Here is an 11,151-nt window from a genome sequence, read left to right as displayed (position 1 = left end):
CCCGGACCCCACCGGGTCCGGGCCGCCACCGCGTGCGTGGGCGTCGGGGCGTCAGCCGGCGACGGTCCAGGTGTCGCTGCCGTGCAGTAGACCGGCCAGGTCGCCCTTGCCGTACTGCTCGACTGCCTGCTCCAGCTGGTCGGACATCTGCGTGTCGTAGACTGGGCGCCGCACGCTGCGGAACACCCCGATGGGGGTGTGGTGCAGGGTGTCCGGGTCCGCGAGCCGCGACAGGGCGAAGGCGTTCGTCGGCGACTCGGTGTGGCTGTCGTGGACGAGGATGCCGTCGGTGCCGTGCTCGGCGACCTCGACGATGCGCAGGTCACCGGTGGCCTGGTCGCGGACGACGCCCTTGGAGCCCAGACCGTCCTCCGCCGGCAGACCGAAGCGGATCGGCTGCCCGTGCTCCAGCCGGATCACGGCCTCCTGCGCCTGCTGCTTGTCCTTGAGGACCTCGAAGGCGCCGTCGTTGAAGATGTTGCAGTTCTGGTAGATCTCCACCAGCGCGGTGCCGGGGTGGTCCGCGGCCTGCCGCAGCACCTCGGTGAGGTGCTTGCGGTCGGAGTCGACCGTGCGGGCCACGAAGCCCGCCTCGGCGCCCAGCGCCAGCGACACCGGGTTGAACGGCGAGTCCAGGGAGCCCATCGGCGTCGACTTGGTGATCTTGCCCGCCTCGGAGGTGGGCGAGTACTGGCCCTTGGTGAGCCCGTAGATCCGGTTGTTGAACAGCAGGATCTTCAGGTTCACGTTGCGGCGCAGCGCATGGATCAGGTGGTTGCCGCCGATGGACAGGGCGTCGCCGTCGCCGGTGACCACCCACACCGACAGGTCCCGGCGCGCGGCCGACAGGCCCGTCGCGATGGCCGGGGCGCGACCGTGGATGGAGTGCATCCCGTAGGTGTTCATGTAGTACGGGAAGCGGGAGGAGCAACCGATGCCGGAGACGAAGACGACGTTCTCCTTCGCCAGCCCCAGCTCCGGCATGAAGCCCTGTACCGCGGCGAGCACGGCGTAGTCGCCGCAGCCCGGGCACCAGCGGACCTCCTGGTCGGACTTGAAGTCCTTGGCGCTCTGCGGGGCGTCGGCCTTGGGTACCAGCGACAGCGCTTCGGACGCCTGCTGGATTCCGCCGATGAGGACCTCAGCCATGGTCGATGGCCTCCTTGAGGACGTTGGCCAGCTGCTCCGCCTTGAAGGGCAGACCGGTGACCTGCGTGAAGGACTGCGCGTCCACGAGGTACTTCGCGCGCAGCAGGGTGGCGAGCTGTCCCAGGTTCATCTCGGGCACCACCACCTTGTCGTACGAGGCGAGCACCTCGCCGAGGTTCGCGGGGAACGGGTTCAGGTGCCGCAGGTGGGCCTGGGCGACCACACCGCCCGCGGCTCGCACCCGGCGCACGCCCGCGGTGATCGGGCCGTACGTCGAGCCCCAGCCCAGGACGAGCACCCGGGCGGCGCCGCCCGGGTCGTCGACCACCAGGTCGGGCACCTCGATACCGTCGATCTTGGCCTGGCGGGTGCGCACCATGAACTCGTGGTTCGCCGGGTCGTAGGAGATGTTGCCGGTGCCGTCCTGCTTCTCGATGCCACCGATCCGGTGCTCCAGACCGGGCGTGCCCGGCACCGCCCAGGGGCGGGCGAGGGTGCGCTCGTCGCGCTTGTAGGGCCAGAACTCCTTGGTGCCGTCGTCCTTGGTGTGGTTCGGCGAGGTGGCGAACTGCACCCGCAGGTCGGGCAGTTCGCCGACGTCGGGGACGCGCCACGGCTCGGAGCCGTTGGCCAGGTAGCCGTCGGACAGCAGGAAGACGGGCGTGCGGTAGGCCAGCGCGATCCGCACCGCCTCCAGCGTCGCGTCGAAGCAGTCCGCCGGGGTGGCCGGTGCCACGACCGGCACCGGCGCCTCGCCGTTGCGCCCGTACATCGCCTGGAGCAGGTCGGCCTGCTCGGTCTTGGTCGGCAGCCCCGTCGAGGGGCCGCCGCGCTGGATGTCGACGATCAGCAGCGGCAGCTCCAGGGAGACGGCCAGCCCGATCGTCTCGGACTTCAGCGCGACGCCGGGGCCGGAGGTGGTCGTCACGCCCAGCGAGCCGCCGAAGGCCGCGCCGAGGGCGGCGCCGATGCCGGCGATCTCGTCCTCGGCCTGGAAGGTGCGCACACCGAAGTTCTTGTGCTTGGACAGCTCGTGCAGGATGTCCGAGGCCGGCGTGATCGGATAGGAGCCGAGGAACAGCGGCAGGTCCGCCTGCTGGGACGCGGCGACCAGCCCGTAGGACAGCGCCAGGTTGCCCGAGATGTTGCGGTACGTGCCGGTGGGGAACGCCTTGGAGGCCGGCGCGACCTCGTAGGAGACGGCGAAGTCCTCCGTCGTCTCGCCGAAGTTCCAGCCCGCCCGGAACGCGGCCACGTTCGCCTCGGCGATCTGCGGCTTCTTGGCGAACTTCGTCCGCAGGAAGGACTCGGTGTTCTCCGTGGGGCGGTTGTACATCCAGGAGAGCAGGCCCAGCGCGAACATGTTCTTCGACCGGCCCGCCTCCTTCCGGCCCAGGTCGTAGTCCTTCAGCGCCTCGACCGTGAGTGTGGTCAGCGGCACCGGGTGGATCGAGTACGCGTCCAGCGAGCCGTCGTCGAGCGGGCTGGTGTCGTAGCCGACCTTCGCCATCGCGCGCTTGGTGAACTCGTCGGTGTTGATGATGATCTCCGCACCGCGCGGCACGTCGGCGATGTTCGCCTTCAGTGCCGCCGGGTTCATCGCGACCAGGACGTTCGGCGCGTCACCCGGGGTGAGGATGTCGTGGTCCGCGAAATGCAGCTGGAACGACGACACGCCGGGCAGGGTGCCGGCGGGGGCGCGGATCTCGGCGGGGAAGTTCGGCAGCGTGGAGAGATCGTTCCCGAACGACGCCGTCTCCGAGGTGAAACGATCACCCGTGAGCTGCATGCCGTCCCCGGAGTCCCCCGCGAACCGGATGATCACCCGGTCCAAGCGCCTGACTTCCTTGGCGCGGTCGTGGCTGACCTGACTGGTCACGTGCAAAGACCTCCCTCGAGGCGGCGGCTCGTTGTCCATCGTACGTGGGTAAGGTTTGCCTTCCTGAGGGCGATCATATGGTGGACACTCCCGTGAGACGCCGATCCGTCCGTTTGTGACCTGGATATGACTCGGTCTTGCAGTGCCCCTGACCTGCGCCGTCCCTTACCTCTCCCACCCTGACGGCCCACGATGGAGGCTCGCTTCATTGTCGGACGAGCGTCACGACTTCAGATAGGTGAGAACTGCCAGCACTCGACGGTGATCTCCGTCACTCTGGGACAGCCCGAGCTTCATGAAGATGTTGCTGATGTGCTTCTCCACCGCGCCGTCGCTCACCACCAACTGGCGGGCCACCGCCGAGTTGGTGCGGCCCTCGGCCATCAGCCCCAGCACCTCGCGCTCCCGCGGCGTCAGCCCGGCCAGCACGTCCTGCTTGCGGCTGCGGCCCAGCAGCTGCGCGACGACCTCCGGGTCCAGCGCGGTGCCACCGCGGGCCACCCGGGTCACCGCGTCCACGAACTCCCGCACCTCGGCCACCCGGTCCTTCAGCAGGTAGCCCACGCCGTGACTGGAGCCCGCCAGCAGCTCGGTGGCGTACTGCACCTCCACGTACTGCGACAGCACCAGCACACCGACCTGCGGGTACAGGCCCCGCAACGCCACCGCGGCCCGCACGCCCTCGTCGGTGTGCGTCGGCGGCATGCGGACGTCGGCCACCACCACGTCCGGCGGCTCACCGGCCTCGGCCAGCTCCCGCACCGCCCGCACCAGCGCCTCACCGTCGCCGACACCCGCCACCACGTCGTGGCCGCGGTCCGTCAGCAGCCGGGTCAGCCCCTCCCGGAGCAGCACCGAGTCCTCCGCGATGACGACCCGCACCCTGTCCACCTCAACCACCGGTTCCCCCGATACTCCGCGCCTCCTGCGTGGGACGCCCCAGCATCCCAGACCGCCGTCCGCCGAGGTGCGGACTGCCCGGCCCCCGGGCCCCGGGCCCGGCGGACGGCCGCTCGTCCCCTCCCGCGCCGCCTGCCGTCCTTGCTCGGCCTTCCGCCCGCTGCCGGTCAGGCCTCCGTCGCCGTCCGGTGGCCGGCTCCCGTCCCGCTTTCGTTGCGGTCGCGCCAGGGGAGGCCGGCGGTGATGGTGGTGGGTCCGTTTGGGGGGCTGTTGATGAGGAGGTGTCCGTCGACGGAGTCGAGGCGTTCGGCGAGTCCGGCGAGGCCGGTGCCGTGGTGGGCGGTGGCGCCGCCGGTGCCGTTGTCGGTGACTTGGAGGAGGAGGCGGTTGTCGGTGCGCCAGAGGTCGAGGGTGGCGTGGGTGGCGGTGCTGTGTTTGCTGATGTTCTGGAGGAGTTCGGAGGCGGTGAAGTAGGTGATGGATTCGATGGCGGGGGCGGGTCGGGCGGTGGTTTCGACGGTGACGGTGACGGGGACGGTGCAGCGGGCTGCGAGGGAGGAGAGGGCGGGGTCGAGTCCGCGGTCGGTGAGGATGGCGGGGTGGATGCCGCGGGCGAGGTCGCGGAGTTCGGTGAGGGCGGCTTTGACTTCGCCGTGGGCTTCGTCGACCATGCGGGCGGCTGTTTCGGGGTCTTCGGTGAGTTTTTCCTTGGCGAGGCCGAGGTCCATGGCGAGGGCGACGAGTCGGGCTTGGGCGCCGTCGTGGAGGTCGCGTTCGATGCGTCGCAGGTCGGCGCTGGCGGTGTCGGTCACCGTCACCCGATCCGACTCCAGCTCCCACATCCGGGCGGCCAGCCGGGACGGGCCGAGCAGCCCGCTCACCAGCAGCCGGTCCACGGACGTCAGCGCCCGGAACCACCACGGCGTGCACAGCACCAGCACCAGCCCGGCCAGGGCGGTCAGTGCGATCTCCGGCGGGCTGTCCAGGTGGACGTCGTGGCCCGCGCCGTCACCGAAGACCTGGAGGCCCGGCTGGTCGGTCCAGGTGGGGAAGACCCAGAACCACAGCGGATAGGTGAGCATCGACCAGCCGCACGTCCACAGCACCAGCCCGGAGCAGAACGAGAACACCGCCCACGGGAAGTGGACCAGCCCGTACAGCAGGTGGCGCCACGACGTACCGCTCTTGAGGACGGCGCCGATCCGCGCCACCGGCCCGGTGCGCTTCCCCGACAGCCGCACCGGTTCCGGTTCGCCGACGTCCAGCCGCAGCAGCCCCCGGGCCCGAGCCCGTTCCGCCCGGCCCAGCGCCCGCGCGGTCAGCAGGGTCAACGCCAGCAGCGGCACGCCGACGAAGGTGATCAGCAGACCGGCGCTGGCCGACGTCATCGTGACCAGCAGGCTGAAGGAGAGGGTGGCGATCGGCAGTCCGGTCAGGACGTGGCCGAACTCCCGCCAGGTCCGCCCCGAGAACGGGGCACGCAGCAGGTTCATGGGTCAGTTCTCCGTGCGGTCGTCGTTGCCGTTGCGGTCGCGCCAGGGGAGGCCGGCGGTGATGGTGGTGGGTCCGTTTGGGGGGCTGTTGATGAGGAGGTGTCCGTCGACGGAGTCGAGGCGTTCGGCGAGTCCGGCGAGGCCGGTGCCGTGGTGGGCGGTGGCGCCGCCGGTGCCGTTGTCGGTGACTTGGAGGAGGAGGCGGTTGTCGGTGCGCCAGAGGTCGAGGGTGGCGTGGGTGGCGGTGCTGTGTTTGCTGATGTTCTGGAGGAGTTCGGAGGCGGTGAAGTAGGTGATGGATTCGATGGCGGGGGCGGGTCGGGCGGTGGTTTCGACGGTGACGGTGACGGGGACGGTGCAGCGGGCTGCGAGGGAGGAGAGGGCGGGGTCGAGTCCGCGGTCGGTGAGGATGGCGGGGTGGATGCCGCGGGCGAGGTCGCGGAGTTCGGTGAGGGCGGCTTTGACTTCGCCGTGGGCTTCGTCGACCATGCGGGCGGCTGTTTCGGGGTCTTCGGTGAGTTTTTCCTTGGCGAGGCCGAGGTCCATGGCGAGGGCGACGAGTCGGGCTTGGGCGCCGTCGTGGAGGTCGCGTTCGATGCGTCGCAGGTCGGCGCTGGCGGTGTCGGTCACCGTCACCCGATCCGACTCCAACTCCGCGACGCGCTGCTCCAGCCCGTCCGACGGACTCAGCAGGCCGCGCACCATCGCCCGGTCGCCCAGCGCCATCAGCCGCACCAGCCAGGGCAGCACCGGCCACGCCACGAACAGCGCGACCAGTGTCACGGTGAACGTCAGCACGCCCCACGGGACGCGGACGAAGCAGTACAGCGCGTGCCGCCACGCCACCGGGTCACGCAGCTGCGCCCACATCCAGCCGAGCGCCCCGCTGCCCGGCCGGTGCCGCAGCCGGGACGGCTCGTCCACGGACACGTCCAGCAGCGTCCGGGCCCGGGCCCGCTCCCACCTGCCGAACAGCCGGCAGCCCGCCAGGCCCACCGCCAGCACCGGCAGTCCGACCACCGTCACCGACAGCAGGGCGCCGCAGAGGATCCACACGCAGACGTAGGCGAACCCCACCAGGTCCACCGGCAGGTTGCCCAGCAGGTGGACGATCTCCTTCCACGTACCCGCGGACAGCGCGGGACGCGGCGGCGGCAGCGACCCGTCCCCCGACGCGTCGGCGGCACGGTCGTCTGCGGAGGCGGCCGACGGGCGGTCGTCGGCGGAGCCCGCTGGGGCACTCGGGTCGGGTCTGGCGGTCATGGCGTAAGACTGCCGCTCCCGCCCCGAGCCCGGCCATGGGGCACGTGGGTGAGCCGAGGTGGGGTTTTCCCCACCCCTCCGTCCGGCCGGGGCCCGGTGCGTCGCCGGCCGGACGACGGCCGGGAGTGTCCTGTGTGATCGAACTTTGAGCGATTGCCACCAAAGTTGGAGTGGTCGGGGGCCGACCCGGCTCTGGCTTCCGAGCGGTGTCAGTGGAAGGCGGCAGACTACGTGCTTCCTGCCGGGGAAGCGGGTGTTCGTGCGGTGGCTGGCTGCGGACTCCGAGGCCGAGGTGTTCACGGCAAACCGAGGCGGTTCTGGCCGATCCTGGCTGCTCAATCAGTTCAAGGGAACACCGCGTCGTGCGGCCTGGCAGCAGGACCAACGGCATCACAGCTCGTCAATCAACCGTGAATACATGCACATGTCCTGGCGTTCGTCCCCCGCCTGTTGCCATCCACGCAGCACCGAGCGCAACCCGCGCGGAGCAACCTCACCGATGCTTCGTCAATGACGACAGAGGGTGTCGTATTTACGGCTGACGATGGACGTATGCGCGAAACCCCAGAAGAACTCGACAAGCTCCAGTCCCTCCTCGACTCCTCCCTCTCCGGCTCGACCGCACACCTCCGCTCGATCGTCGAGGGCCGCACCATCACGGCGGCGCAGCTCACCGGGGTCCTCACCGGCATGTGCACGCTCGCCCTCTCCACGGTGACCGCAAAGGGCGAACCGCGGATCAGCGGCGCCGACGGGCACTTCCTGCACGGCCGGTGGCACTTCGGCACGGCGCGCAACGCCGCCAAGGCCCGTCATCTCGCGGCCCGTCCGGCCGCCAGCGTCGCGCACATGCGCGGCGAGGACCTCGGCGTGTTCACCCACGGCACGGTGGAGGAGATGAACCCCGAGGACGCCGAGACCACGGCCGACTGGCAGGAACTCCTCGCCTACTTGAAGGACTTCTACGACGACGACGCCTTCGACTGGAACCGCGAGGTCGTCTACTACCGGCTGAACCCGCACTGGATGACCGTCTACGCCCCCGACCTCGACAAGCTCACCGGCACGTGACGCCGGGCCTGTCGACGAGGGCCTGCACCTGCGCGTACGTTTGTGCGGGGCCTGTCGACGGCGCGCCGTCACGTACCGCCAGCGCCGTGGCGACGGCCTCGCCCAACGCCCGCCGGCACAGCAGCGACCCGAGGCTGCCCCGCCCCCAAGCTCACAACTCCGCTTCGCTGCGTTCGAGTAGGGAGTACCCCCTTCGCCGAGGTCGAGCAGCGCCTTCAGGCCCGGGCCGCCGGATCAGGTTCAGCGCAGCTCCCGGCGGGGAGGGCAGCGGAGAGTGCGTGCGGTCCATGAGAGCGGCGAGTTCCCATGGGTTGGCTTGGTGCAGCTCGTCGTCGAAAACTGTCGCTCCTGACGCTCGGCCCCCTAACACTCAAACTTCGGTGGCAATCGCTCAAAGTTCGATGACACAGGACAGGGAGGGCCGGGGAACCGAGCACGGCTGCCGCGCGTCTTCTCCTCCGTACGGCACTCGTACGGTCGTTGCACGCGTGACCGCCCCTCCATGCGAGTGCGGTGCGCTGCGGGGCGGGGCGGGGCGGGCACGGCGTGCGTGCTGCCCAAGTCCGCGCGTGCGAAAACGGGTTGGGAGCGGGCTCGGGTCGGCGGTACGGACGTCGGGCCGGCGGCGTGTTCTGTGTGGGTTTCGTCTCTGAGACCCGTTCGGCGTTGCCTCGCAGCCGTGCCGTTGGTAGGCATGGACCGCATGCGCTAACGGGGGGCGTTCTGCCGGACGGGCCTCACCCGCGACGCACGCGACCCAGCGGTCACAACCGGCGAACGGGAGGGGAAAGCTCGTGGGTATGAAGTTCGACATGGGGAACCAGGCGCTGTCGACGCTGATGAAGCAGTCGCGCGGATCGTCCACCGATCTGGGCACACTCATCAAGCAACTGGTCGTCGCAGCGCAGCCGTTGGAGGGCAAGTTCAACGGCGCGGGCAAGAAGGCCTTCGACGCCTTCAAGGCCAACTCCGACGAGATCACGTCCTCGCTGAACAACGCGCTCAGCTCCATCCTGGGCGGCCAGTCCGGCATGGAGCAGGCCTTCGGCTCGGGCGAGCAGGAGACCGCTGACAACGCCCGCCAGTCGATGGCGTCGGCGAACTTCGACGCGGCCCGGTTCTCCGGCCGCTGACCTGAGGGGGAAGACCATGGCTGGTGAGGACCGCCGCAGCTACGACACCGCCGCGTCCGGAGAGGTGCAGGGCAGCCTGCAGGGCATCATCGGGCAGCTGGAGCAGGTCATCGGGGACCGGGACCGCCAGGTGAAGGCCGCCATGGCCGACTTCCAGGCCGACGGTGTCTCCGAGCAGTACCACGGCGCCGAGCAGCGCTGGAACCGGTCGGCCAGCGAGGTGCGGGCCATCATCAAGCTGCTGCGCACGACGCTGGAGAAGAACGACGGCACCGCGCAGCAGACCCTGCAGCGGGCGAAGTCGGCAGTGGACGGAATCGGCTGACGCCGGCCGGAAGGCGGACGCGGAGCGGACTCGGCTGACGCCGGCCGGACTCCGCTGACGCAGGTCGGGGGCGCAGGCGGGGTCGGCTCACGCCGGCCGGGTCGGAATCGAGCAGGACCCGTTTCGGGGGAACTGGGGGTAGACGGTGTCGGGCTGGGATCTCAAGCCTGAGGGGATCAGCGGGGCGCTGGAGAAGACGGCGGAGGTCGCCAGGGGACTGGAGAAGAAGGTCAAGTCCTACAGCGACAACCTGGAGAGCGCCGCCACGTCGGCGGGCACGCTCGCGATGGGCGGTGAGCGCCCGGAGGCCGGCCTGGTCGGTGCCGCGCTCGCGGAGTTCGCGCAGGAGACCCAGAAGGACCTCCAGTTCATCGCCGCCCGGTCCGGCAAGTCGCTGGAGGGCGCCGGCAGCGCGACCAAGGCCTATCTCGCGGGTGACCTCGCGATGGCCGAGGAGGCGCAGCGGGAGGCGCTGAAAGCGCCCGAACTGGACCTCGGCAAGGGCGGTGGCGGCAGGTGAGCGGTGTCGAACGGGTCGACCCGGCCGGAATACCGGAGTTCACCGGCAACCTGGAGCAACTGGAGAAGGACGCTTCGGCGTTGAAGGGCGACGCCCGTGCCATCCGCAGCACCGGCTCGCAGGTCCACAGCAACTTCCAGGGCCTGAAGGCCTTCTACGACGCGCCCGAGGCCGACCAGCTGTTCGCCACCACCAAGCCGGTGTCGGACCGGGCCGACGACTTCGCGGACGACCTGGAGAAGGTCGGCACCGCCCTCGACGGGTTCGCGACGGAGGCGCGCCCCATCGTCGCCAAGCTGCGCCGGCTCAAGGGCGAGGCGACGACGTTCGTCGACTCCATCAAGGACGACGACGAGTGGCAGTACGACGGGGACAAGACCGACCGCAACAACGACCTCCTCCAGGACATCTCCGCCGCGGTCGCCGAGTTCTGGGCGGCCGAACGCGCCGCCGCCAACAAGATCACCCGCCTGGTGGGCGGCACCCAGTGGGCGGCCGACGACGGTACCGGCGCCGACCACATGTACGGCTTCAGCGTCGACGACATGAAGCAGGCCGGGGAGACGCCCTGGGGCAAGGCCGTCGAGGAGAAGCGCCACTGGTACGAGGTCCACCACCACCTCAAGAGCTTCGTGTGGGACGGCTTCATCGTCGACGGCGTGTGGGGAACGCTGGTGGGTCTGGGCGGGCTCGTCGGGTTCCAGGGCTGGGACACGTTCAAGGAGTCCTGGAAGGGCCTGGGCCAGCTCGCCACCGGCCTCGCCGTTCTGTCCAGCCCCGGTGCTCTCCTCGCCACCCAGTTCCTGCCGGACGGCGCGGTCAGGGACTGGGTCGACGAGAGCATGAACACCACGAAGGAGGTCGGCAAGTCCCTGGTCGCGTGGGACGAGTGGGGCAAGGACCCGGCCCGCGCCGCAGGCCTGGTCGTGTTCAACGTCGTCACCACCATCGGCACCGGTGGCGCCGGCCTCGTCACGAAGACCGGCACCGCGGGCAAGATCGCCAACGCGGCCGGCAAGGTCGGCCACTTCGCCGACCCGATGACGTATCTCGGCAAGGGCGTCTCGACCACGCTGAACGCCCTGCCGAAAATCGGCGACGTCACCGCCGGACTCAAGGGCCTCACCACCATCAAGGCCATCGAGCTGCCGGACGGACGCTTCGCCCTGCCCGACGGCCAGGTCATCCCGCAGACCGGACCGCTGCCCGAACTGCCGCCGGGCCGCACGGCCGTGGAAATCCCGGACGGCTCGGTCAAACTGCCCGACGGCAACCTGCTGGCCCCCGACGGCAGCCTGCTCGACCCGGCCGGCCGACCCGTCCAGCCCGGCGACAACGCCATGGTCGAACCCTCCGCGGGCGACCGCGCCGTGCTCGAAGGCGGCAACCCGGCGCGCGTCGGCGACAACGCCGGCACC

9 protein-coding genes and 1 pseudogene are annotated in these 11,151 nt (G+C 70.2%); 5 read left to right on the top strand and 5 right to left on the bottom strand.

Annotated elements, in window-relative coordinates; translation table 11 throughout:
* Positions 1–51: 51 nt before the first annotated feature.
* The 5 genes from ACYVE9_RS07175 to ACYVE9_RS07155 form a co-directional block, all read right to left on the bottom strand.
* Entirely contained in the window at positions 52–1,149 is a 1,098-nt protein-coding gene (locus ACYVE9_RS07175; RefSeq protein WP_461026887.1) for a 2-oxoacid:ferredoxin oxidoreductase subunit beta, read from the bottom strand.
* Positions 1,142–3,067, bottom strand: coding sequence for a 2-oxoacid:acceptor oxidoreductase subunit alpha (locus tag ACYVE9_RS07170; protein WP_461026886.1), 1,926 nt, complete (start codon positions 3,065–3,067; stop codon positions 1,142–1,144). The genes ACYVE9_RS07175 and ACYVE9_RS07170 overlap by 8 nt, the downstream gene beginning before the upstream one ends.
* Positions 3,068–3,250: 183 nt before the next feature.
* On the bottom strand, positions 3,251–3,910 hold the full coding sequence (locus tag ACYVE9_RS07165; RefSeq protein ID WP_461026885.1) for a response regulator transcription factor: 660 nt from the start codon (positions 3,908–3,910) through the stop codon (positions 3,251–3,253).
* Between the two features lie 185 nt (positions 3,911–4,095).
* Entirely contained in the window at positions 4,096–5,421 is a 1,326-nt protein-coding gene (locus ACYVE9_RS07160; protein ID WP_461026884.1) for a sensor histidine kinase, read from the bottom strand.
* Between the two features lie 3 nt (positions 5,422–5,424).
* Positions 5,425–6,684 (bottom strand): sensor histidine kinase, encoded by a 1,260-nt coding sequence (locus tag ACYVE9_RS07155; protein WP_461026883.1) that lies wholly within the window; start codon positions 6,682–6,684, stop codon positions 5,425–5,427.
* A gap of 552 nt (positions 6,685–7,236) precedes the next feature.
* On the opposite strand from ACYVE9_RS07155, the gene ACYVE9_RS07150 reads away from it, so the two are divergent.
* The 5 genes and pseudogenes from ACYVE9_RS07150 to ACYVE9_RS07130 all read left to right on the top strand — a co-directional run.
* Complete coding sequence (locus ACYVE9_RS07150) at positions 7,237–7,755, top strand: pyridoxamine 5'-phosphate oxidase family protein (protein ID WP_461026882.1); 519 nt, start codon at positions 7,237–7,239, stop codon at positions 7,753–7,755.
* Between the two features lie 800 nt (positions 7,756–8,555).
* Complete coding sequence (locus ACYVE9_RS07145; RefSeq protein ID WP_461026881.1) at positions 8,556–8,888, top strand: hypothetical protein; 333 nt, start codon at positions 8,556–8,558, stop codon at positions 8,886–8,888.
* Positions 8,889–8,904: 16 nt separating this feature from the next.
* Positions 8,905–9,213: a pore-forming ESAT-6 family protein gene (locus ACYVE9_RS07140; protein WP_461026880.1), complete on the top strand. Its 309-nt coding sequence runs from the start codon at positions 8,905–8,907 to the stop codon at positions 9,211–9,213.
* A gap of 145 nt (positions 9,214–9,358) precedes the next feature.
* Complete coding sequence (locus ACYVE9_RS07135; RefSeq protein ID WP_461026879.1) at positions 9,359–9,733, top strand: DUF6507 family protein; 375 nt, start codon at positions 9,359–9,361, stop codon at positions 9,731–9,733.
* A pseudogene (locus ACYVE9_RS07130) lies at positions 9,730–11,151 on the top strand (hypothetical protein); the annotation flags it as partial. The gene ACYVE9_RS07135 and the pseudogene ACYVE9_RS07130, both read left to right, overlap by 4 nt.

It is taken from the genome of Streptomyces sparsus (assembly GCF_054776295.1).
Note: the sequence above shows the minus strand (reverse complement) of the source record. Positions and strands in the feature narration are given on the sequence as shown.

What these genes read in the sequence shown, in the direction of transcription:
- ACYVE9_RS07150 (WP_461026882.1), top strand. Translation starts at nt 7,237, where the DNA reads ATGCGCGAAACCCCAGAAGAACTCGACAAGCTCCAGTCCCTCCTCGAC.
- ACYVE9_RS07155 (WP_461026883.1), bottom strand. Translation starts at nt 6,684, where the DNA reads ATGACCGCCAGACCCGACCCGAGTGCCCCAGCGGGCTCCGCCGACGAC.
- ACYVE9_RS07175 (WP_461026887.1), bottom strand. Translation starts at nt 1,149, where the DNA reads ATGGCTGAGGTCCTCATCGGCGGAATCCAGCAGGCGTCCGAAGCGCTG.
- ACYVE9_RS07145 (WP_461026881.1), top strand. Translation starts at nt 8,556, where the DNA reads ATGAAGTTCGACATGGGGAACCAGGCGCTGTCGACGCTGATGAAGCAG.
- ACYVE9_RS07160 (WP_461026884.1), bottom strand. Translation starts at nt 5,421, where the DNA reads ATGAACCTGCTGCGTGCCCCGTTCTCGGGGCGGACCTGGCGGGAGTTC.
- ACYVE9_RS07170 (WP_461026886.1), bottom strand. Translation starts at nt 3,067, where the DNA reads ATGGACAACGAGCCGCCGCCTCGAGGGAGGTCTTTGCACGTGACCAGT.
- ACYVE9_RS07140 (WP_461026880.1), top strand. Translation starts at nt 8,905, where the DNA reads ATGGCTGGTGAGGACCGCCGCAGCTACGACACCGCCGCGTCCGGAGAG.